The organism is Glutamicibacter protophormiae (assembly GCF_014647495.1).
Taxonomy (GTDB): domain Bacteria; phylum Actinomycetota; class Actinomycetes; order Actinomycetales; family Micrococcaceae; genus Glutamicibacter; species Glutamicibacter protophormiae.
Genome location: NZ_BMPH01000002.1, coordinates 379,592 through 400,626 on the forward strand (window position 1 = coordinate 379,592; position 21,035 = coordinate 400,626).

A 21,035-nucleotide genomic window follows, 5' to 3' on the forward strand; every position below is an offset into this window, starting at 1 on the left:
GGGTCCATGCTGCTCAGATACCGATGGAGTTTCCTGCTGGTTGAGGCGCCGAGGTCCGCGCATCGATGAAGGTCATTGACTCGAGCACTGCCGCGATGGTCTTCGGCCCGTCCTGATTTAGGCATGCTCCGGCGACGAAGCGGTCAGGACGCAAGAGGAGCATCGGTGTCGGGCGGTCGTCAAACCATTTCTTCAACCGTCCGGTGACATCCGAGAGAACCAGGGTTTCCTCGTGCATGTCGCGCTGGGCCCACGCATACTGGGTGTCGGGAACGATGGCCACCAAGCGCGCTTGCAGCTCCGTGAGCTGCGCAATCGTTTCGGCTGGCAACACATCGTGCGGGTCGTTGCCCAAGACCATGAGGGTCCACCATTTGCCGATGGCATCATCGAGCCGGACGGTTCCGAGCTCCTCGGTGTGCACCAGCGGCTGAATGAACTGCACGCCGACGGGGGACGCTTTGGTGTTCGCGGTGGCCACCGGGATCAGCTTCCCGGAGAGCACACCTGCCGCGCGCCCGCTCTGGAAGGACGTAGGGTCGGCCAGGACACCCTTGGTGTATCGTGGCATCGGCTTGAAGCGCATGTCCGCGAAGTAGCTCTTGACCGAAGGGAAGAAATTCAGGATCTTAGACGCTGAATCGCGTGCCGCGACGCCCAGCGGATTCGTGATCTTGATGATTTTTCCGAAGGTCAGCGACAGATCCACCATGGCCTTGGCGTGATCCATCCGCTCGTCGGTGTAGGTGTCCAGGATATTGTCCCGGGCCATGCCCCGGAGCACCGAGGACAGCTTCCATCCGAGATTGGTGGCGTCGCGCATGCCGGAATTCCAGCCCTGCCCCATCCATACCGGCATCAAATGCGCTGCGTCTCCGGCGATCAGCTGGCGGCCCTGCCGGAAAGAGCCTGCGACGCGTGCGTGGTGAGTGAATACCCGGCGGCGGATGAAATCGAGCTTCGCCGGATCCGGAACGTGGTTGGCCAGCATCTGGTTGACGAACTTCGGGTCGGTGGCCAGTTCCTCAGGCTCGTTGTCGTGCAGCATGAACTCCCAGCGGCGGACCGCGTGAGGCAGGCCGATGGACACATACGGTCGCTTGGGATCGGCGCCGAGGAATACGTTCGGTGTTCCCAGTGGATCGTTGTTGACGTCAACGACGAGCCATCTGGTCGATGGCGATTTGCCGTCGAAGCTGACACCCAGGCGCTTGCGCGTCGGCGATTTCCCTCCTTCGCAACCGACCAAGTATTGAGCCTCGAAGTGATGCTCCGAGGTGCCGCCCTCCCCGTCGGGGACAGTTACCTGAGCGATGACAGAGCTTTCGGTTTCTTCGATCCGGTCGGCGCTGTGACCGAAGAGCACCTGAACCGAGGGGAAACGGGACAAGCCCTTGAGCAACACCTTGTCTACCTCCGGCTGGATAAAGCCGTGCTTGCGCTCCCAGCCGAACTCGTCGGTGCGCGGGTTATTGATGAGGATGCTCTTGCCACGGCCATTGACCAGACGCATGATGTGCTGTGGCGTGGTGTGCGGACGAACCTCGTCAACAAGGCCGACCGTCTGGATGGTGCGCAGCGACTCATCGTCCAAGCCCACCCCGCGCGGATAGTCGATCAGGGAATCCCGGGCCTCCAGCACGGTCACCGAGTGGCCGTACATTCCCAGGATATTGGCCAGCATCAGTCCGGTGGGGCCGGCCCCGACGATGATGACGTCACTGTGGTTGCTGGTGCTTTGATCCATAGGGTCCTCGCAATGTGTGTAAATAACGCTCGCGCATGATCTTTATTTGCACGCTCTTGGTTTCCATGACACCAGCGGCTCAAGTAGCGGGTCAAGAGGGTGTTCCGCACCACAGCACGAAGGGGTGCGGCGCTGGAGCGCTCAGCCGTTCACATGGTTGGCGATGTGCTGGGCGACCTCCTGGAGAATACGGACCGAAGCGAGGTCTTCCTGTCGAACCGTGATGACGTTCAGGCACGCTGCCGAATGCTGTAGCTCCAGCGGGATCGGCACGGCCAACCCATGCATGTTGGGTTCGACCTCGCCGAAAGTCTGGGCGTACCCGGCAGCGCGAACCTGGCGGATGCGCTCGGGCTCAAACTCGCTGGCCGTCCCGGCAGCTTGCAGGGCCAGACCCGCCGCACCTCGGGATATGGGGTGACGCGATCCTTCGGCAAACATGACGTGGTAGCTGCCGCTGGGCGGAGAGACCACCGCCAGGGCCACCGCCATATCGCTTTCTCGAACCAGCAAGGACACCGTGGCGCCCAGCTCCGTGGCTGCCGAGCTCAGCAATGGCAGGGCAACACTTCGAAGATGCTGGTATCCGGCTCCCGCCAGCGCGAGCAGACCGGCTGCACCACGATACCGCCCGTCAGCTCCGCGGTGCAGCAGATGCGCGTCGCACAACGTATTGAGTACGCGGTAGGCGACGGTTCGATGCACTCCGGCCGCCAAGGCAACATCGGTGATCGCCAGTCCATCGGATGCCTGGGCCACCAGGCGAAGCACCAGCAGTCCGCGGGCCAGTGTTTGCGAACCGGCGGTGCGTGATGCTGTGTCAGATTTTTGTTCGGTCACGCATTGAGCATGACATATTCTGGTGCTTGCCGGGGCGGATGAAGGCCCCGGGGACAGATGACGCAGGCGCCCTTGCATGCGAAGAGGCTAGAGTTCTTTGACAAGAGCGGGGAGCATTGAATGTGACCCCTGGCGGCTGAAAGGAACTATTCATGGACGAAAAGCCATCCGTGTCCGAGGAATCAACGCTGATTGCCCAATCCCTGCGGGACTATGAAGAACGAAATCCGATCAAGGAAGGCCGGTACGCGGCCAAGCGCATCTTCTCCGGTGCGAAGGCGCAGATTACGGAAATCGCGTTCGATGCCGATGTGGAGCTGAAGGAGCATACGGCGCGGACGCCGATTCTCGTGCAGGTCATCGACGGGGAAGTGGATTTCACCGTGGGCGGGACCAAAACGCCCCTGGGCGTCGGCGGCTGCATTTTCGTCGAGGCAAACGTCATCCACGCGGTTTACGCCGCCGCGCCGGCGCGCATTACGGTGACGTTCCTGAGCAGCTGACAAGCCGACCGGCGGTCCGCTTCAGCGGCGGAAAAAGACATCGCCACGCGGGTTCTCCTGTTCCCAGGAGAACCCGCGCGGCGATGCCAAAGCGGTATTACTTTGCTGCGGCCAGCTGCACCGCGACGTCCACGATCATGTCTTCCTGGCCACCGACGTATCCGGCCTTGCCGACTTCCTCAAGGATGCGGTACGCCGGGACGCCGTAGCGTTCCGCAGCGCGCTCCGCGTGAATCAGGAACGAGGAATACACGCCCGCGTAGCCCTGCATGATGGACGCGCGGTCCATGATCGGCATACGGGTGATGAACGGCTTGACGATGTCCTCAGCCGCGCCCATCAGCCCCTGGATGTCCACTCCGGTCTTGATCTCCAGGCGGTCGAAGGCAGCGGCCAGGACCTCGGTGGGGGAATTGCCGGCGCCGGCACCCAACGCCATCAGCGTGCCGTCGATCTGCTTGGCTCCGGCTCGCACGGCGAAGACCGAGTTGGCGACGCCGAAGCTCATGTTCTGGTGGCCGTGGAAACCCACCTGAGCGTCCTGGCCCAGCTCGGCGACCAGCGCCGAGACGCGATCGGAGACATCGTCCAGGATCAGCGCACCGGCCGAATCCACTACGTACACGCACTGGCAGCCCGCATCGGCCATGATGCGCGCCTGCTTGGCCAGCTCCTCCGGGGAGACACGGTGCGAAAGCATGAGGAAGCCTACGGTTTCCATGCCGAGCTTGCGGGCATGCTGGAAGTGCTGGATCGAGACATCCGCCTCGGTGCAGTGGGTGGCGATGCGGGCCACGGAGGCTCCGGCGTCATAAGCCTGGTTCAGGTCGTGGATGGTGCCCAGGCCGGGAAGCATGAGCACGGCGATCTTCGCCTGCTTGGCCTCGTCGACGGCGGCCTTGATCAGGTCGAGCTCCGGGGTCAGCGAGAACCCGTAGTTGAAGGAAGAACCGCCCAGCCCGTCGCCGTGGGTGACCTCGATGACCTCCACACGCGAATCGTCCAGCGCGCGCACGACGCTGCGTACGTGCTCTTCGGTGAACTTATGGCTCATGGCGTGGGAGCCATCGCGCAGGGTGGTGTCGGTCAACCGGATATCGAAGGTGGTGTCCAGTGGTGCAGTCATGGTCTGATGTGTCCTTAGAAAAATGTGGGTGTGCGCAGCTTAGGCACCGGCGGCGGCGAGCGTCGCATCGATCTTCTCGGAGAGCAGATCGGCGGTGCGGGTCGCGGCGGCGGTGATGATGTCCAGGTTGCCTGCGTACTCGGGCAGGTAGTCGGCAGCGCCCTTGACCTGCACCCAGATGCCCACGCGGCCCTGCCCGCCCCAGTCCTCGCGGGCCGAATCGAACTGCGGTTCCAGACGCAGGGAGTATCCGGGAACGTAGTCCTGGATCTTGGCGGCGGCTTCGTCGATGGCTGCGCGGATGGCGTCCTGCGTGGCTCCCGGCTCGGCTGCTTCGGCTGGAATGGCGCAGTAGATGGTGTTGCGCATGATCATCGGCGGTTCCACCGGGTTGATGATGATGATGGCCTTGCCGCGCTTGGCTCCGCCGACGACTTCCAGCGCCTTGGCGGTGGTTTCGGTGAATTCGTCCACGTTGGCGCGGGTGCCCGGGCCGGCGGACTTCGAGGCGATCGAGGCGACGATTTCCGCATAGTCCACGGGAACCACGGAGGAAACGGCGGCCACGATCGGGGTGGTGGCCTGGCCGGCGCAGGTGATCATGTTGACGTTCATGGTGTCGGTCAGGTCATCGAGGTTCACCACGGGGGCCAGGTACGGGCCGACCGCTGCCGGGGTCAGGTCGATGGCGTGGATCCCTGCGGCCTTGTATTTCGGTGCGTTGGCAGCGTGGGCCTTGGCGCTGGTGCACTCGAAGACGAAGTCCGGCTTGTCTTCCCGGGCCAGCAGCCAGTCGACGCCTTCGGCCGAGACCGTGATGCCCAGGCGTTTGGCGCGGGCCAGTCCGTCGGAGGCGGGGTCAATGCCGATCATGTACTTGACCTCGACGTTCTTGGCGCGTCGCATGATCTTGAACATCAGGTCGGTGCCGATATTTCCGGAGCCGACAATCGCTGCGGTCTTTTTAGCCATGGGAGTTTTGTCCTTTGAAGATCTTCAAAAATGTATTGGAAGCGACAGGAGGTGCGGACGGCGCAACACTCCGGTCAGCGGATCAGCTAAAGCTGATGGTTAGGCTGCCCAGGTCCCCGAAATCAGCGGTGGCCGTGGAATCGGCAACCACCGGCATGGCGCCGGTGAAGGAACCGGGGAGGACCAGCTGGCCGGCTTCCAGGGCGACGCCTTGCTCGCCCAGGACATTGGCCAGCCACACCAGCGGGGCGATGGGGTCATCCATGACCGCCTTGCCCTTGCCGGACGCGACCTTGTGGCCGTCGATCAGCAGCGAGCATTCGACCTCGGCGAGGTTTTCAAGCTGCACATCCAGCGGAACAGTGCCCACGGCGATAGCCCCGCAGGACGCGTTGTCCGCCACGGTGTCCACCAGCTTGATGTCCCAGTCCTGGACTCGGGAGTCGATGATTTCGATGGCCGGATAGACCTGGTCGATCGCGGCGAGAGCCTGTTCACGGGTCACCCCGGGACCTTGCAGGGTCTCCTTCAGGGTGTAGCCGAATTCAGGCTCGACCTTGGGGGAGATGAACGAGGTTGACGGGATCACCGCGTCTTCGTTGAAGACCATGTCGGTGAAGAAGTAGCCGAAATCCGGGGAATCCACGCCGAGCTGCTGCTGCATGGCCAACGACGTCAGTCCGACCTTGCGTCCGGCTAGGACGCGGCCGGCGGCCTGGTGGTGCTTCAGCTGTGCTTCCTGGATCTGGTACGCGTCATCCAGGCTCATGTCCAGGACGCGATCGCGCAGCGGAGGAACCGGAACGCCGGTGCTGTCGGCATGCAGAAGTTCTGCTGCCAGTCGCTTCAGCAGTTCGTCGCGCGTTGCCTCATTCGAATGGTTGCTTGCCCAGTCCGCTGCGCCTGCTTGTGCCGCCTGCGTCATTACTTGATCACCGCCGTGGTTACGCCGAAGCCGGCGATGTATTCCTTGATTGGTTTGTAGAACTCGTAGGTGACCTCGTAGTCACCGCAGGCCTTGAGCGCGGAGTAGGCTGCGACCCAGGTGCGCACCTCGTGCGAGGAATGTCCGGCCTGCGCATCCATGTCATCGGCGTTGTAGGTGTCGAACGCCTCGACGTTGCCGGACTTGCAAACCTCCAGGAAGGTGCGGTCCCATTCCGGGTTCAGCTCCATGATGTCCGCCTCTCCCTTCGCGAAGGCGACAGCGGTGTCGATGGTGCGCTGCTGCCGTGCGGCCCGTGCTTCGGGAGTCGGGTGCCGGCCGTCGGTGAGGAACTGGCGCTGCTCTTCGGTCGCGGTGGCGATCTGCGGCACCGGAGGATCATGGGAGAGCCCGCCAGAGCCGATGAACAGCACCTTCTTGTCGGAGTTCTTGAAGAATTCGCCTACGGCCTGACCGAACTTGCGCACCCGGGAGACCTTGGTGAACGGCCGGGCCACGGAATTGATGAAGATCGGGATCATCGGCTTGTCGGAGAGGTTGCCGTACATGATTTCCATCGGCTGAACGGCACCGTGGTCGACTTCCATCTTGCGGGAAATCGCGGTGTCGATGTCCTGATCGATGACGAACTGGGCCAGCTCCTCCGAAATGCTCGTCGGAACGTTGATCGGGCCGTCCCAGGAATCGTAGTCGCCGGTTCCCAGGGCTTCGTAGCCGATGCAGAAGGGAGGCATCAGGTCGTAGAAGAAGCCGTTGTAGTGATCCGGTCCGAAGTTGATGATCAGATCCGGGTCGAAGTCCTTGACGAATGCCCGAGCCTGGTCGAACGCGGATTCGACGGCCGCTTTAACCTCGGCCGGTGGATTGGTATGCTCCAGCAACGGGCTGTGAGACATGCAAAGAAGTGCCTGAGGCATTGGGTGCTCCTTCAGATACGGAAGGGAAAATCGAATATCGACTAGTTTCTATTGCACTTGATCTGTGCGAAGTGTTCCAGCATGCGTTCCATCTGACGGTACGACGGGCACCGGGAATTCAGCGCAGCGGGGAGCAGCCGGAAGCGCGGCCGCCTCGGGTGAGACGAGCCGGCGACGTGGCCGAACCGTAAAAAGCAAAAGGACAAGCCGACAGGGCCAGTGGACCCGCCGGCTTGTCCGCAAACGGCTTGTGCTACTTGTGGCGGGCCAGGAAGCCTGCGACGACCTCGTTGAATTCGGCGGCCTTTTCCACCTGCGACCAGTGGCCGCACTGGTTGAAGATGTGGGCGTCCGCGGTCGGGATGGTGTTCAGCAGTTCCCAGGTGCGGGAGACTGGGATGACGACATCCTGCACGCCGTGGATCAGCAGGACCGGGATGTCCAGCTTGGCGAGCACCGCGAAGTCCAGGGGCAGTTCCGTGCGGTCGCGGTCGCGGGCAGCGACCACGTCAGCCAGCCGGTCGCTGGCGGTGTCGTTCAGGGCAGACTGGTAGCGCAGGGAGACCAGTTCATCGGTCACCAGGGACTTGTCCACGACGAACATCTCAAGGGTGTTGCGGATTCCATCTTCGGTCAGCACCGGGTTCGAGTGGCCCTTCAGCGCGCCGGTCAGCTTGGCCCCGCCGGTGCCCATCGAGATGATGCCGAGCAGGCGCTCGGGGTAGTCGATGGCGAATTGGAAGGCGAGCCATCCGCCCAGCGAGTTGCCCACGATCCAGGTCTTCTCGATGCCCAGGGCGTCCAGAGTGCGCACCGCATGGCGGACCCATTCCTTGATGCCGTAGGCGATGTTCTCGGGAGCGACGCTCTGGCCATAGCCCACGGAATCGATGGCGATGCAGCGGCCCTGCTTGGACAGCTCGGGCAGGTTCAGCCACCAGTTGGCCGCAGCGGTGACGCCGGTTCCCGATCCGTGCAGGAACAGGATGGGAGTACCTTCGCCGAGCTCATGGTAGTGGGTCAGCTCGCCGTCTGCAGTGTGGAGCCATTTGTCTTCGAGGCCGAAGAACTGATCCGTGGTGTACTCGGGAATGGTTACCGTAGTCATGTCGATACTCCTGGGACGTAGGGTGGTGCGGGAACCCGGCAATGGGGTCGCCGCGGAAGAAGGGAAGCTGCATCCAGCCTAGGAACTGGCGGGCTGGCGTGCCTCAGGGTGTTCCGTAGCATGGAACGAAGCAGGACTACTTACCTAGCTTGCGTTCCTTGAGGACGTAGGTGAATGTCGAATGCATCAGCGCCTTGCCGCTGTCATCTGCCACCGTAACCTCTGCGACGGCGACCGAGCCGCCGCCGCGCAAGATTTTCGCGGTAGCGACCGCGTACTCGGACTTCGAATTGGTCATGAAGTTCTGGTTCGACTGGACGGCCAGCGGGAACTGGCCGGATCCGGCGTAGGCGGCCATGGCGAGGAACGTCCCGGCAATGTCTGCGGCGCCGAACAGGGCTGCTGCCGAGTACATGCCGTTCGCCTGTGCGAGCGACTCCTTCAAATCCATGCGCAGCGAAATGGACTGGCCGTCGGCCTGATGGGCACGCAGTCCCAGCGTGCTCACAATGTCTTCGAACCCCAGCCGATCAAGAAACTTGTTCATGTAGGTCTGCAGTTCTTCGGCACTTGTTGGAATGGCCATGATGCTCCTGTCAATAACGGGTATGGAAGCTTAGTCGTTGTGGCTCACAGTACGGTGCGCCACGTGATACATCCACCGCGGGTTCCGCGCTGTGGAACACTGCGCCGGCTGAGGTTGGCGATGCTGGTGGCAGACAGCGGCAGCGCTCCGTGGTTATCCGGAGCGCTGCCGCTGTGGTCGATGCCCTGCGGGTGGGGCTACCGAGCTGCCGAGCTGTCGACTGAATCGACGGGGCGGGAAGCCGCGGAGTTGTTACGTCCGAGGGTTTCCTTGGATAGCAGCACCGAAACGCCTGCCAGGACGATCAAGATGATGAACCACACTGCGATGTTGCTGGTTCCCAGCCCGTTGTCCAGGCCCATCAGCCAAGTCGCCATGAGCGGCGCGGTGCCCGCACCGAGGACCGAACCAAGCTGGAACGTCAGGGAGACACCGGTGTAGCGGTCCTGGGTTTCGAACTTTTCGGCCAGGAAAGCGCCAATCGGGCCGTACATCGAAGCCTGGATGATCGGGTTGCCGACCATGAACGCCAGAGCGATCAGCCAGAAGCTGCCCGAGTTGAACAGCGCGAACATCGGGAACACCAGGGCGATGGAGATGCCGGCGCCGGCGAGCATGACCGGACGGCGTCCAAACCTGTCGGACAGCGCGGCGAAGAACGGGATCGCGAAGATGTGAACGAACGAGGAGGCGGTGAGCAGCATCAGGGCCTGCTGGCGGTCCACCGCACCGGTCTGAACGACGAAGGGAACCATGAAGATCGCAAGCAGCGCCTGCATAAACAGCGGACCGGCGCAAGCCAGGATGCCGTAGAGCGTGGACAACGGGTACTTGGTGAGCACGCGGACGATGGGAACACCGGTATGGACTTCTCCGGAGGCCTGAGCGGCCACGAAGTCCGGCGATTCGGTAACGCGGTAGCGCAGGTACAGGCCGATGATGACAAGCACCGCCGACAGCAGGAACGGAACGCGCCAGCCCCAGGTCATGAAGGCTTCTTCGGGAAGACCGGCAAACAGGCCCAGGACCAGGGTCGCAAGAACGGAACCGGTTGGGCCGCCGGTGACGGCGATGGAGGCGGCCCATCCGCGCTTGCCCTCGGAAACGTGCTCGGCCGCCATCAGCGTGGCACCGGCCCATTCGCCGCCCACGGCCAGGCCTTGGACTACACGCAACAGCACCAGAATGATCGGCGCCGCGATCCCGATGGTCGCGTAGGTGGGCATGAGGCCGATGACGACCGAGACGACGCCCATCATCATCAAGGTAATGAACAGCATGTTCTTGCGACCGAAGCGATCACCGAAGTGTCCGAAGAGCACGCCGCCGACGGGGCGGGCAATGTATCCGGCAAGCAGGATGACGAAGGACAAGACCATGCCCAAGGTCGGGTCCATGTCCTTGTCGAAGAAGAGATGGGGGAAGACCAGGCCGGCGGCCGAACCGTAAAGCAGGAAATCGTAGTATTCAACCGTTGACCCGAGGAAGCTCGACACGAGTGCGCGTCTTGATTCCTTGGGTGAGCTTGGCGGTTGGGTTTGTACGGAAGTGTGCTCCATTGCGAGCTCCCAGGAAGTCGTAGCGAGTAAAGTTGCCTGATGGGTGCCTGCCGCCATCACGCTTGGATCAGTGTGAGTTGCCTAACAGCAAGGAATCCATGCGGTGTTCCGCCACACGGAACGATTACGTTTTTCTTTTCCGCAATTCCGAGCCCGCCTAGCCCAGGCGCAAGGCGCCGTCCAGGCGAACTACTTCACCGTTCATCATCTGGTTTGATACCAGATCAACCACCAATTTCCCGTATTCCCCAGGATTTCCGAGCCGTTGCGGGAAGGGAACCGCATGCCCCAGCTCGGCCTTGGCTTCCTCCGGGAGCACATCCATGAACGGGGTGTCGAACACGCCCGGAGCCACACCCAGGACGCGGATTTGGTCGCGGGCCAGGTCCCGCGCCGCCGGTAGCACCATCGCGTTGACGCCACCCTTGGACGCCGCATAGGCCACCTGGCCTCGCTGGCCCTCGAACCCGGCGATGGAGCTGGTCAGCACGATGACTCCCCGCCCGAATCCTTCGAGGGGCTCCTGGCCTTGCAGGGCCTCAGCCGCGAGGCGCAGGACATTAAATGACCCGATCAGGTTGGTCTGGATCTGTTCGGTGAAGCTCTCAAGGTCATGGGCCCCATGGCGGTCGGCCGTCTTGCGGACAATGGCGCTGCCGGCGGCGTTGACCACGGCCCGCAGCCCCTGGGGAGCCTCGGCCGCCACGGCGAGCGCGGCTTTCAGCTGCCCGCTATCCAGCACGTCGACCTTGGCGTACCGGGCCGAGAGCTCGGCGGCGATGCGCTCGCCGGCTTGCTGGTTGCGCCCGGCGACGACGACTCGGGCGCCTGCCCCGGCGAACGCCTGGGCCGCCGCAGTGCCCAGCCCGGACGTCGCGCCGACGACCAGCACCCCGGCGTCTTGCCATTGGCCCGGTGACGCGGGACGGATCGAGCCGGACTGGTGATTGCTTGATTCAATGTTCATGAGGCTATCGTGGCTTTGCCCGCCCAGCCTTTCTCCGGGCTGTGCCGGTCTGCGGAACGCAGAATTGATGGGGGAGGCATCTTGACAGGAGGATGCGTGTTGTGGTTCGGAACACGGGGTGGTTTCCAAATCACATCCATGGCTGAATAATTCGTAAGCATCCGCCGCCCCGGCGGAGACTCCCTTAGTAGCACCGAGCAAGGACGGTTCAGATGAGCGACTGCACCTCTCACACCAGTGAAGCCAACGCCTCGATCGGCAGGATGAGCCGCCCCGAGGCATTTACGCAGAATATTGACGTTTCCACCCTCGTGGATTCCGACGGCGGCCTGATTGACCGGTCGATCTACACCGAAACCTCGATCTATGCGCAGGAACAGCGTCGAATTTTCGCGCGCAGCTGGCTGTTCTTGGCTCACACATCGCAGTTCAAGAAGCCCGGGGATTTCTTCACCACGTTCATGGGCGAAGATCCGATCATCGTCACCATGGACAAGACCAAGACGATTCGCGCCTACCTGAACTCGTGCCGCCACCGCGGCGTGCGCCTGTGCCGTGCGGATGCCGGTGCCACCAAGATGTTTACCTGCACCTACCACGGCTGGTCCTTTGACCTGGCCGGCGCGCTGCAGTCGGTGCCCAACGAGAAGGCCTACCCGGAAGACTTCGACAGGAAGCAGTGGGGCCTGATCGAGGTGCCGAACGTCCAGTCCTACAAGGGCCTGATTTTCGGCAACTGGGACAAGGACGCGCAGTCGCTGGAGGAGAACCTTGGCGACATGCGCTACTACATGGACGCGATGCTGGACCGCGACCCCGAAGGCACCGAGGTCATGGGCGGCGTCATGAAGTGGACCCTGGAAGGCAACTGGAAGCTGGCTGCCGAACAGTTCGCCACCGACTGGTACCACGTGAACATGTCCCACGCTTCGGCCCTGATGGTGCTCTCGCCGACAGGCCGCGGCCCCAAAGCGGAAATCGCAGCCACTCCCGGACGCCAGTTCGGCTCGGAGAACGGCCACGGCGCCGGATTCCCCACCCACCCGAAATCCCGATTCGATGCGCGTCCGGTGCATGAATACTACGACTACGAGGCACTGCGTGAGCGGCTGGGCGACGCAGCGGTGGAAGGTCCCATGACCACGGGCCACGCCACCGTGTTCCCGAACTTCTCCTACCTGCCGGTCAACGGATCCATCCGCGTCTGGCACCCCAAGGGGCCGGACAAGATGGAGGTCTGGGCCTGGGTCCTGGTCGACAAGTCCATGCCCGACGAGGTCAAGGACGCCCAGCGCCTCTACAACCTGAGGACCTTCGGGCCCTCGGGCATCTTCGAAGCCGACGACGGCGAGAACTGGAGCGAAATCCAGGCCATCTCCCACGGCTTCGTCACGAACAATGTCCCGCTGAACTTCCAAATGGGGATCGGTTCGGAACGCAATGACGGTACGTACCCGGGCCAGACCAGCGAGCTCTACTCAGACGCTGCCGGCCGCGCCTTCTACCGCCACTGGAGCAAGCAAATGAACACCCCCGCCTGGCACGAAAGGACTGAGCAGGCATGATCAATCCAATTAACATCGGCAGCATCGACGATATCGACGAGGGCGAAGCCAAGGTTATTCCGAGTGACGAAACCGGCACCGGAGAAGACATCGCGGTGTTCCATGCGGAAGACGGCAACTTCTACGCCCTGAACGACAACTGCACCCATGAGACGGCTTCCCTGGCCGACGGATGGATCGAAGGCACCGAGGTCGAGTGCCCGATCCATGCCGCCAAGTTCTGCCTGAAGAAGGGTACCGCCCTGTGCATGCCCGCCACCCAGGACGCGCGCACCCACAAGGTCGAGGTCTCCGGAAACGACCTGCTGCTCTACCCGAACGTACCGGCCGAGCCGGTTGAGGCGTAGGGGAGCACCATGGCACTTGCATCCGTAGTGATCGCCGGCGGCGGCATGGCCGGCTTCACCGCCGCCAAAAGCCTGCGCGCCAAGGGTTTTGCCGGGAAGCTGACCATTGTCGATCCCGAGGGCATCCCGTACGACCGTCCGCCGCTGAGCAAGGACTACCTGCTGGGCCACCGCGACGCAGAGCAGATCCAGCTCATCGACGCCGGCTGGTTCGCCGATCAGGACATCGAGGTCATCGAGTCCAAGGTTGTCGACCTGGATCCCGAGGCGCCGGCCGTCACGCTGGCCGACGGAACCGTGCTGCACGCGGACAAGGTCGTGCTGGCTACTGGCGGCACCGCCCGCCGGCTCCCCATTCCCGGCGGCCAGCTGCCGACGGTTCTGGAATTGCGCACCAAGCAGGACGCCGATCACCTGCGACAGGTGTTGCAGCCCGGAATCCGGTTGGCGATCATCGGAGCCGGCCTGATCGGCGCCGAGGTTGCCTCTTCTGCGCTGAGCTTCGGCGCCAGCGTGACCCTGATTGATCCGGTGGATCCGCCGCTGGTTCCTGCCGTGGGCGAGGTGCTGGCCCGCCGGCTGCATCAGATGCACGTGGCGAACGGCGTGAAGCTGGTGACCGGAATCCCCACGGAGATCTCCGTGGATGCGTCGGGACAGCATGCCATCACCCTGGCTGACGGCTCCTCGATCCTGGCCGACGTGGTGCTGGTGGGCATCGGCATCGTCGCCGACACCGCTCTGGCCGCCGCCTCGGGGCTGGATACTGACAACGGCATCCTGGTCGACGAATCGCAGCGCACCAGCCACCCGAACGTCTACGCGATCGGCGACACCGCCCGCACGCGTTTGTCGGACGGCACGCTGCTGCGCCGCGCGGAGCACTGGGAACATGCGATGAACACCGGTGAAACCGTTGCCGCGGCCTTGCTGGAGGCGCAGCTTCCGACCCACGGCGCCTCCTGGTTCTGGTCCGATCGCCACGGCGTCCATGTCGAGGGTGTCGGCTCGATGCTGGGCGACGGAACCTTGGTCACGCGCGAACTCGACGGGATTCCCGTGGCCGCATTCCGCGTGACGGATGAAGGCCTGCTGGCCGGCTGCGCCGCCATCGACGGGGGACTGCTGGTCCGCGCCGCACGCCGGATCATTGACAAGAACAAACCGGTCAACGTCGAGCAGCTGGCTGATCCGACGATCGACCTGAAGAAACTCGCACGCTAGGAGGAAATCGACATGACCGAAGAAGTAGTCGTCGACCAGTTGGTGGACGCCGAGCTGGCCTATAAGATCCAGCAGTTTTACTTCCGCGAAGCCGAGATGCTCGATGACGGGCATTTCGCTGACTGGTTGGAGATCTTCGAAGAAGACCTGTTCTACTTCGCACCGCTGCGCACGAACCGGCTGCGCCGTCAGGCGGCACTGTCTATCGGGCGGGAAGGCGAAGCAGCGTATTTCGACGAGACCAAGGAGTCGCTGGCCTGGCGCATCCGCCGCTACGACTCGGGAATGGCCTGGGCCGAAGATCCGCCCAGCCGCACCCGCCATCTGATCTCGAACGTGACCGCGCGCTGGGCTAGCCCCACCGAGCTGCGCGTGCGCAGCGCGTTCCTGGTGTACCGCAACCGTCTGCAGACCGAAACCGACATTTATTCGGGCGGCCGGACTGACATCATCAGGGTGCGCGAGGACGGAAGCTTCGGCGTCGCCCGTCGCGAGATCCTCTTCGACATCAACGTGCTGATGGCGAAGAACCTGAGCACGTTCTTCTAGACAACCCTACGATTCTCGCATCACGAGGAGTTACCACACATGAGCACCATTGCTGAAGCGGCCGGATGGCTGACCGGAGATGTTGCCCTGATTACCGGCGGCGGGTCCGGCATCGGGCGCGCCGTGGCCGAACGGTTCCTGGCCGAGGGCGCCAAGGTGGCGATCATCGGTCGCGATCAAGGCAAACTCGACGCGGTGCGGGAAGCCAGCGGGAAGCCGGAGTCGATGCTGGCCATCGCTGCGGACGTCCGCGATTCTGCTGCTCTGCATAAGGCCGTCCGGCAGACGGTGGAGCACTTCGGCAAGCTGGACATCCTGGTGCCCAACGCGGGGATCTGGGATTTCAACAGGTCGGTGACCAAGCTTAACGGAGAGCAGCTGGCGGCATCTTTTGACGAGCTGTTCTCCATCAACGTCAAGGGCTACCTGCTGACTGTGGAAGCGGCATGGCGTGAGCTGGTCGCCAGCGGTGGAAACATCGTGATGACGCTGTCCAATGCGTCGTTCTACACCGCGGGCGGCGGACCGGTTTACACGGCGAGCAAGTTCGCGGCACGCGGACTGGTGAACCAGTTCGCCTATGAACTGGCGCCCAAGGTCAGGGTCAACGGCGTGGCGGTGGGCGGCATGAATACCGACCTGCGCGGGCCTGAATCCATTGGATTGGCGGAGCGCTCCATCGGCGACTCGTTCGCGCGTTCCACCATCACGGGGAACAACCCGCTGATTCCGCTACATGATGCCTCGGTGGATCCTGTGGATTTCACCGGTTCGTACGTGCTGCTGGCCTCAAAGCGAAATTCCGGGAACATTACCGGTCAGATCATTAACGCCGATGGAGGCATTGGGATTCGAGGCTTTGGCGACAAGGCCGCAGGAGGAGACTCACTGTGAAAGACATTAATCTGAACGCTGCCGCGGGCGTTGCCCGCCAGGCGAAATTTTTTCCCGACGAGGAAGCGATCGTCTACGGTCAAAAGACTTGGACCTACGCCCAGCTGGAAGCCGATGTCAGATCGCTGGCGCAGACCCTGCTCAATGAGGGCACAAAGCCTGGGGACCGCGTTGCGTACCTGGGCCTGAACAGCTTCAGCTTCATCGAAACGATGCTGGCCAGCTGGTGGATTGGCGCGGTCTTCGAACCGCTGAATTTCCGCCTCGCGCCGCTGGAAGTCCGAGATCTCCTGCAACGTTCACGGCCGGTCCTGCTGCTGGTGGAACCCACCCACCAGAGCGTGATCGATCAGATTCCGGAGCTTGAAACAACGATCGGGCTGACCAAGCTGGTCATGATCGATACGGACGAAGAAGTGCCGGCCCCCGCCGGGCTTCCGCTTTATTATGCCCGCCTGAGCGAGACCAGAGCCGGCGAGTCGGAGATCTCTCTGGGCGCTCCGGTGGACAGCTTCGACGAAGATCTGGGCATCCTCATGTTCACTTCGGGAACCACTGGTATGCCCAAAGGCGTGCAGATTACCCACGGCAACATTTGGTGGAACTCGGTCAACGTCGATTCGCTGGTCGATACCCGCCGTGGCGACACTAACCTAGCTGTGGCTCCCCTGTTCCACATCGGCGGCCTGAACGCCCTAACTATCCGCAGCATCGTGCGCGGCGGGCGCACGGTGATCCGCCGCAACTTCGATCCTCGCCAGGTCCTGCTTGACATTGAGAAGTACTCGGTCAGCCAGGCATTCCTGGTTCCGGCGATGCTGGCCGCCATGCAACAGACAGAAGAGTTCGGACACGTAGATATCTCCTCGCTGCGAGCGCTGATTTGCGCCGGAGCTCCGGTGCCTCCGATTCTGCTGGCTCAGTACAAAGCCAAGGACGTGGACGTGCAACAGGCGTGGGGCCTGACCGAGACGTCGCCGTTCGCGACCTATCTTCCGCGGGAGCTGACCCACAAGAAGCCAGGATCCTGCGGTCTTCCGATGCCTTACACCGAGGTACGCATCGTCGACCCGGTGACCATGCAGGATGTGGAAAAGGACGGGCAGACCGGTGAAATGCTGGTTCGCGGTCCCAACGTGACGTCCGGTTACTGGGAGAACCCGGAAGCGACCTCCGGAGCATTCCACGAAGGCTGGTTCCGCTCCGGCGACATCGGGTACCGCGATAGCGATGGTTACCTCTACATTGTCGACCGGCTGAAGGACATGATCATTTCCGGGGGCGAAAACATCTATCCGGCGGAAGTCGAACGAGCGCTGTCCGGCTTCCCGGGACTCACAGATGTGGCCGTAGTGGGCGTTGAAGATGAAAAGTGGGGCGAACGCGTCGTTGCGGTGGTCAGTTGTAAGCCCGGGGTCAACCCTACAGTCGAGGAACTCCGGGATTACGCAGAGTCGCATCTGGCTCGTTTCAAGTTGCCCAAGGACCTCGTGATGACCACGGAAGTTCCGAGAAACGGAGCAGGTAAGCTGGATAAACTGGCCATTCGTTCCCTCGCGAGCCAAAGGTAGGCACATCATGCATGACCACGATTTTGACGAAATTGAACTTCTCAAATGGCCCAAACCGCTACCTGCGGCGTGGCGGCTAGAGGAAGCAGAACCTGCCGCAGATTTTGCACTGGCATTCAACGTCACCGAATCCGGCGAATCCCGCGGGTGCTGCCAATCCGTGTTGGCCGGTCGCAGCGAGCTCCGCGATGCCTACCCGGTATCGGCCCATGACCAGGTAATTTCCGTTTCGGATGATGCCGCGGCCGGAAGCATCCAGCTCGTGGCCGAGGAATTGATGCGTCGCGACCGTGAATGCCGCAGGTTGGTCATCGCCGCTGCCGAAGGCGACGTGCAGGAAATCGCCCGGGCCGAACAGGCTGGTTTTCGCTACGTGATTGACGTCGATCTCTGGGACCGATCGGTAAGCTTGCTCGTCGCGGAACCAATGTGGGTTCTGGAGGAGTCGCGCAATATTGATGTGGTCCCTACGACCTAGCGGGTACTTCAGGCGTGGACCGGGGCGCTTCCTGGTCATGGAAGAAGATGGCGGAGCCCAACGGTTCCGCCATCTTTTGCCGTTCTTCCGGATGTTTTATTGAATTCTTCGATGCCTACATGCCGCGGCTGACTGCGGCGCTCACCGCTGACGCGGCACGTGAAGCTTCATAGCAGACGCGTCGAAGCACGTTCATTTGGCTTTCGGGGTCGAACTTCCCGACCGGGCCGGACACAGAGAGGGCGGCAACCACCTGCCCCGAGGTGCTGAATACCGGGGCGGCAACACAGTTCAGACCCATCAGGATTTCTTCCCGGTCGAAGGCCAGATTATTGCGTTGGACCATAGCCAGTTCCCGGGCGAGCAGATCTGGGTCCGTGATGGTGTTCGCGGTCCACGCATGCATTTCCTCATCCATGGCGCGTGAAGCTGCACTAGGGTCGTAGGCGAGCAGGATCTTGCCCACCGCCGTGCAGTAGGACGGGGCTCGACCGCCGATGCGCGACGGGCTGCGAACCGTCAGTTGGCCGTAGAGCTTGTTGAGGTACACCACGTCTGTTCCCTGGAGTACCGCCAGGTGCACGGTCTGCCGTGTCAGCTCATACAAGTTCACCAGATATGGGGTCAGGGCGTCGCGCAGCCGGGCATGGAGATCCGATTCCTGCGTGGTGCCCAGATCCTGAATCATGCGACCGAGCCGGTAGGCGTTGCCCGCCCGCTCCACCGCGTCGTTGTTCTGCAGTGACGCCAGCAGCCTGAAGGCCGTCGATTTCGAAAGGTCCGCCCGGCGAGCGAGTTCGCTGACCCCAACACCCGTCGTCGCTTGCTCGCCGAATGCATTCAGCAGGGCCATGGCCTTGTCTACCGCGGTGCGGTTATCGCGCGCTGATAGAGCGGTGCGCGTCATGTTTGGCTCCTTACACGTTGAGATGTGCAGCAACTGGACACTGAGCTGCAAAACAGACGGTAATTCCAAGTGTGTCGCCGGCCATGATGAATGTCAAACATGACAGTTCGGTAATTATAAGTGACAATTCTTGGGTGGAAACAAATAGTGTTGTAGCTGGAAACGTTCGCCGGTTTCGCCGGGAACGCGAACTTTCGCTGGGAGAACTGGCCAAGCGGGCAGGACTGTCCAAGCAGACTTTGTCGAAGATCGAAGCCGGGGAGGGTAATCCCACAGTCAGCACCTTGGAAATGATCTGCCAGGGGCTGGGCGTAAGACTGGGGGCCGTGTTGGCAACTTACGGCAGTAATGTGCGCCTGATGCGCGCAGCTGATCTTTCCGGCCAGGATCATCCCCTTGGCACCGAGTTCAGCCTGGACCGCGTGTACGGCACCGGCTATGTAGAGACGGGAATCTACCAAGTCACCCCCGGGCAGATCACGAAAATTGCGCCACATTCACGTGGCACTTTACACCAGGTCTACGTGATATCCGGACACTTGAGAATCAGCGGGGAAATCGAGAGCGTCGACGTTTCGACGGGAGATTATTTCAGATTTCCCGGAGATATCACCCACCACTATGAAGCCCTTGGCCAGTCTGCCACGGTGCACCTCACCACGACGGCCCCGCAGGTGGCCCAGTTCAAGCCGCTTCACTGAGCTGCCGTCGAGCGGCCGTTGTCGCGGACGGAGCGCCCGGCGAACCCTGAACCCTGTCGAATGGCGTTGATCGCCAGCCGCGCGGCGTGGAACCGGTCAAGATCAAAGGCCGGGCAGGCCGATCAGGAGGCCGGGACCTCGGCGAATGCCGCTGCCGCGCTGCCAGGAAGTGTCCCTGCCGGTTGAACTGTCCGCTGGTCTCCTAGCATCCCAGCGCGCAGGGCAACCGGCCCAATGCCGGTGATTTCAAGCCTGATAGCTTCATCCAGAGTTCCAGTCCCGCGTTCTGCGAGTTCCACGAGGTGCGGCATCCCGTCCCAGGTTGCCGCGGTCCTCTTGCCGTGATCGCAACACTCCTGCGGGAGAGGTTAGCGGGCACAGGCGGGGCGGGCGTACAGCCTGTGCCGTGGTGCGGAACAACATGTCGCGCACCACAGCAGCGCCCCAGAGACTTGGAGGAAACCACCAGAACTACGCAAGGAGACGTCGGTGCGCGCAGCTGTAGCAGTATCCCAGAATTTCGATGATCCGTTGTCGGGGCTTGCCCTGATGCAGATGCCGGTGCCGGAGCCGACGGAGGGCTGGATCAAGGTCAAGGTCAGGGCCACGTCGATCAACATGCATGACCTGTGGACCCTTCGAGGTGTGGGGCATGATCCCAAGAACATCCCCATCATTCTCGGCTGCGACGTCGCCGGGGTGACGGATGACGGGCGCGGGGTGATCGTCTACCCAGTGATCGCCGATGCGGAGGCCGGGGGCGGCGACGAAACCCTTGATCCGCGCCGCGCATTGCTGTCCGAAGAGCACCACGGCGGTTTCGCCGAGTACCTCCTTGTCCCCGAGCGGTGTGTGCTGGACAAACCCGGATCCCTGTCCTTCGAGGAAGCTGCTTGCCTGCCGGTCGCCTGGTCGACCGCTTACCGCATGCTGTTCACACAAGGGGCGCTGAAGCCGGGGGATCGCGTGCTGGTGCAGGGCGCCGGTGGCGGCGTCGCGAGCGCAGCAATCAGCTTGGCCGCGGCAGCGGGGGCAACCGTCTATGCGACAAGCCGCAGCCAGACCAATCGTGATCTGGCCCTCGAACTCGGCGCGGCAGAAGTTTTCGAGTCGGGAGAACGGCTTCCTGAACGCGTCGATCTGGTGATCGAAACGGTTGGCGAGGCAACATGGGCTCACTCGCTGCGCTGCCTGAAGCCGGGCGGGGCCATCGTGATCGCCGGGGCGACCAGCGGAACCAGTCCCGAGGCCGATCTCGGCAGGATCTTCTACCAGCAGCTGCGGGTGATCGGCTCGACCGGTTCAACGCGGCAGGAAACCCAGGACATGCTGCGTTTCGTCGAGACGAAGGGGCTGCGGCCCAAGATTGACCGCGTCCTGGCGCTGGAGGAAATCCATGCCGGGATGCAGGCGATGCTTGACGGCAATATCTCCGGAAAAATTGTCATCACCGTCGCATAAGCCGGCGCCCGGAGAGCATGCTCCGGACGGGCCCGGCCGCAGCGCAAGCGTGCGCAACGGCCGCGCC

The 21,035-nt window shown here is 62.6% G+C and carries 21 protein-coding genes; 10 read left to right on the forward strand and 11 right to left on the reverse strand.

The features are described 5' to 3' along the window. Positions 1-13: 13 nt before the first annotated feature. Together mhpA and IEY43_RS04170 are read right to left on the reverse strand one after the other, a co-directional pair. Positions 14-1,747 carry a bifunctional 3-(3-hydroxy-phenyl)propionate/3-hydroxycinnamic acid hydroxylase MhpA gene (gene mhpA / locus IEY43_RS04165; protein WP_188947340.1) on the reverse strand — a complete coding sequence of 578 codons (1,734 nt, stop codon included), beginning with the start codon at positions 1,745-1,747 and terminating at the stop codon, positions 14-16. A gap of 141 nt (positions 1,748-1,888) precedes the next feature. Continuing rightward, the gene (locus IEY43_RS04170; protein WP_229777263.1) at positions 1,889-2,587 is read right to left on the reverse strand and encodes a helix-turn-helix domain-containing protein; all 699 of its coding nucleotides are present in this window, start codon (positions 2,585-2,587) and stop codon (positions 1,889-1,891) included. A 152-nt stretch (positions 2,588-2,739) separates the two neighbouring features. Between IEY43_RS04170 and IEY43_RS04175 the strand changes: the two genes are divergently transcribed. Continuing rightward, a complete protein-coding gene (locus tag IEY43_RS04175) occupies positions 2,740-3,090 on the forward strand; it encodes a cupin domain-containing protein (protein ID WP_188947342.1) in 351 nt (116 codons plus the stop codon). 97 nt (positions 3,091-3,187) lie between these two features. Here IEY43_RS04175 and dmpG read toward each other — a convergent pair whose 3' ends face one another. The 8 genes from dmpG to IEY43_RS04215 form a co-directional block, all read right to left on the reverse strand. Next, positions 3,188-4,216, reverse strand: a complete 1,029-nt coding sequence (gene dmpG / locus IEY43_RS04180; protein ID WP_188947343.1) for a 4-hydroxy-2-oxovalerate aldolase — start codon at positions 4,214-4,216, stop codon at positions 3,188-3,190. A gap of 39 nt (positions 4,217-4,255) precedes the next feature. Beyond that, positions 4,256-5,188, reverse strand: coding sequence for an acetaldehyde dehydrogenase (acetylating) (locus IEY43_RS04185; RefSeq protein WP_188947344.1), 933 nt, complete (start codon positions 5,186-5,188; stop codon positions 4,256-4,258). An 82-nt stretch (positions 5,189-5,270) separates the two neighbouring features. Further along, positions 5,271-6,113 carry a 2-keto-4-pentenoate hydratase gene (locus tag IEY43_RS04190; RefSeq protein WP_188947345.1) on the reverse strand — a complete coding sequence of 281 codons (843 nt, stop codon included), beginning with the start codon at positions 6,111-6,113 and terminating at the stop codon, positions 5,271-5,273. Continuing rightward, positions 6,113-7,051, reverse strand: a complete 939-nt coding sequence (locus IEY43_RS04195) for a 3-carboxyethylcatechol 2,3-dioxygenase (RefSeq protein WP_188947346.1) — start codon at positions 7,049-7,051, stop codon at positions 6,113-6,115. The genes IEY43_RS04190 and IEY43_RS04195 overlap by 1 nt, the downstream gene beginning before the upstream one ends. A 253-nt stretch (positions 7,052-7,304) precedes the next feature. Beyond that, positions 7,305-8,159: an alpha/beta fold hydrolase gene (locus IEY43_RS04200; protein WP_188947347.1), complete on the reverse strand. Its 855-nt coding sequence runs from the start codon at positions 8,157-8,159 to the stop codon at positions 7,305-7,307. 136 nt (positions 8,160-8,295) lie between these two features. Beyond that, positions 8,296-8,745 (reverse strand): PaaI family thioesterase, encoded by a 450-nt coding sequence (locus tag IEY43_RS04205; RefSeq protein ID WP_188947348.1) that lies wholly within the window; start codon positions 8,743-8,745, stop codon positions 8,296-8,298. A 197-nt stretch (positions 8,746-8,942) separates the two neighbouring features. Next, positions 8,943-10,241 (reverse strand): MFS transporter, encoded by a 1,299-nt coding sequence (locus IEY43_RS04210; protein WP_229777264.1) that lies wholly within the window; start codon positions 10,239-10,241, stop codon positions 8,943-8,945. A gap of 220 nt (positions 10,242-10,461) precedes the next feature. Then, complete coding sequence (locus tag IEY43_RS04215) at positions 10,462-11,271, reverse strand: SDR family NAD(P)-dependent oxidoreductase (protein WP_188947350.1); 810 nt, start codon at positions 11,269-11,271, stop codon at positions 10,462-10,464. A 212-nt stretch (positions 11,272-11,483) separates the two neighbouring features. On the opposite strand from IEY43_RS04215, the gene IEY43_RS04220 reads away from it, so the two are divergent. From IEY43_RS04220 to IEY43_RS04250, 7 genes are read left to right on the forward strand one after another with little or no spacing between them, the layout of a single operon-like run. Further along, positions 11,484-12,836, forward strand: a complete 1,353-nt coding sequence (locus tag IEY43_RS04220) for an aromatic ring-hydroxylating oxygenase subunit alpha (RefSeq protein ID WP_188947351.1) — start codon at positions 11,484-11,486, stop codon at positions 12,834-12,836. Then, positions 12,833-13,183 carry a non-heme iron oxygenase ferredoxin subunit gene (locus IEY43_RS04225; protein WP_188947352.1) on the forward strand — a complete coding sequence of 117 codons (351 nt, stop codon included), beginning with the start codon at positions 12,833-12,835 and terminating at the stop codon, positions 13,181-13,183. Before IEY43_RS04220 ends, IEY43_RS04225 begins: the two co-directional genes overlap by 4 nt. Positions 13,184-13,192: 9 nt before the next feature. Then, entirely contained in the window at positions 13,193-14,407 is a 1,215-nt protein-coding gene (locus IEY43_RS04230) for an NAD(P)/FAD-dependent oxidoreductase (RefSeq protein ID WP_188947353.1), read from the forward strand. Between the two features lie 12 nt (positions 14,408-14,419). Then, positions 14,420-14,956, forward strand: a complete 537-nt coding sequence (locus IEY43_RS04235) for an aromatic-ring-hydroxylating dioxygenase subunit beta (RefSeq protein WP_188947354.1) — start codon at positions 14,420-14,422, stop codon at positions 14,954-14,956. 39 nt (positions 14,957-14,995) lie between these two features. Continuing rightward, entirely contained in the window at positions 14,996-15,850 is an 855-nt protein-coding gene (hcaB, locus tag IEY43_RS04240; RefSeq protein ID WP_188947355.1) for a 3-(cis-5,6-dihydroxycyclohexa-1,3-dien-1-yl)propanoate dehydrogenase, read from the forward strand. Continuing rightward, positions 15,847-17,421 (forward strand): acyl-CoA synthetase, encoded by a 1,575-nt coding sequence (locus IEY43_RS04245; protein WP_188947356.1) that lies wholly within the window; start codon positions 15,847-15,849, stop codon positions 17,419-17,421. The genes hcaB and IEY43_RS04245 overlap by 4 nt, the downstream gene beginning before the upstream one ends. Before the next feature lie 7 nt (positions 17,422-17,428). Then, positions 17,429-17,899, forward strand: coding sequence for a hypothetical protein (locus tag IEY43_RS04250; protein WP_188947357.1), 471 nt, complete (start codon positions 17,429-17,431; stop codon positions 17,897-17,899). 115 nt (positions 17,900-18,014) lie between these two features. Here IEY43_RS04250 and IEY43_RS04255 read toward each other — a convergent pair whose 3' ends face one another. Continuing rightward, positions 18,015-18,806, reverse strand: coding sequence for an IclR family transcriptional regulator (locus tag IEY43_RS04255; protein ID WP_188947358.1), 792 nt, complete (start codon positions 18,804-18,806; stop codon positions 18,015-18,017). 134 nt (positions 18,807-18,940) lie between these two features. On the opposite strand from IEY43_RS04255, the gene IEY43_RS04260 reads away from it, so the two are divergent. Together IEY43_RS04260 and IEY43_RS04265 are read left to right on the forward strand one after the other, a co-directional pair. Continuing rightward, complete coding sequence (locus IEY43_RS04260) at positions 18,941-19,507, forward strand: helix-turn-helix domain-containing protein (RefSeq protein ID WP_188947359.1); 567 nt, start codon at positions 18,941-18,943, stop codon at positions 19,505-19,507. Between the two features lie 489 nt (positions 19,508-19,996). After that, entirely contained in the window at positions 19,997-20,968 is a 972-nt protein-coding gene (locus tag IEY43_RS04265; protein WP_188947360.1) for a zinc-binding dehydrogenase, read from the forward strand. Positions 20,969-21,035: the final 67 nt, after the last annotated feature.

What these genes read in the sequence shown, in the direction of transcription:
- mhpA (WP_188947340.1), bottom strand. Translation starts at nt 1,747, where the DNA reads ATGGATCAAAGCACCAGCAACCACAGTGACGTCATCATCGTCGGGGCC.
- IEY43_RS04175 (WP_188947342.1), top strand. Translation starts at nt 2,740, where the DNA reads ATGGACGAAAAGCCATCCGTGTCCGAGGAATCAACGCTGATTGCCCAA.
- dmpG (WP_188947343.1), bottom strand. Translation starts at nt 4,216, where the DNA reads ATGACTGCACCACTGGACACCACCTTCGATATCCGGTTGACCGACACC.
- IEY43_RS04185 (WP_188947344.1), bottom strand. Translation starts at nt 5,188, where the DNA reads ATGGCTAAAAAGACCGCAGCGATTGTCGGCTCCGGAAATATCGGCACC.
- IEY43_RS04190 (WP_188947345.1), bottom strand. Translation starts at nt 6,113, where the DNA reads ATGACGCAGGCGGCACAAGCAGGCGCAGCGGACTGGGCAAGCAACCAT.
- IEY43_RS04195 (WP_188947346.1), bottom strand. Translation starts at nt 7,051, where the DNA reads ATGCCTCAGGCACTTCTTTGCATGTCTCACAGCCCGTTGCTGGAGCAT.
- IEY43_RS04200 (WP_188947347.1), bottom strand. Translation starts at nt 8,159, where the DNA reads ATGACTACGGTAACCATTCCCGAGTACACCACGGATCAGTTCTTCGGC.
- IEY43_RS04205 (WP_188947348.1), bottom strand. Translation starts at nt 8,745, where the DNA reads ATGGCCATTCCAACAAGTGCCGAAGAACTGCAGACCTACATGAACAAG.
- IEY43_RS04215 (WP_188947350.1), bottom strand. Translation starts at nt 11,271, where the DNA reads ATGAACATTGAATCAAGCAATCACCAGTCCGGCTCGATCCGTCCCGCG.
- IEY43_RS04220 (WP_188947351.1), top strand. Translation starts at nt 11,484, where the DNA reads ATGAGCGACTGCACCTCTCACACCAGTGAAGCCAACGCCTCGATCGGC.
- IEY43_RS04225 (WP_188947352.1), top strand. Translation starts at nt 12,833, where the DNA reads ATGATCAATCCAATTAACATCGGCAGCATCGACGATATCGACGAGGGC.
- IEY43_RS04230 (WP_188947353.1), top strand. Translation starts at nt 13,193, where the DNA reads ATGGCACTTGCATCCGTAGTGATCGCCGGCGGCGGCATGGCCGGCTTC.
- IEY43_RS04235 (WP_188947354.1), top strand. Translation starts at nt 14,420, where the DNA reads ATGACCGAAGAAGTAGTCGTCGACCAGTTGGTGGACGCCGAGCTGGCC.
- hcaB (WP_188947355.1), top strand. Translation starts at nt 14,996, where the DNA reads ATGAGCACCATTGCTGAAGCGGCCGGATGGCTGACCGGAGATGTTGCC.
- IEY43_RS04250 (WP_188947357.1), top strand. Translation starts at nt 17,429, where the DNA reads ATGCATGACCACGATTTTGACGAAATTGAACTTCTCAAATGGCCCAAA.
- IEY43_RS04255 (WP_188947358.1), bottom strand. Translation starts at nt 18,806, where the DNA reads ATGACGCGCACCGCTCTATCAGCGCGCGATAACCGCACCGCGGTAGAC.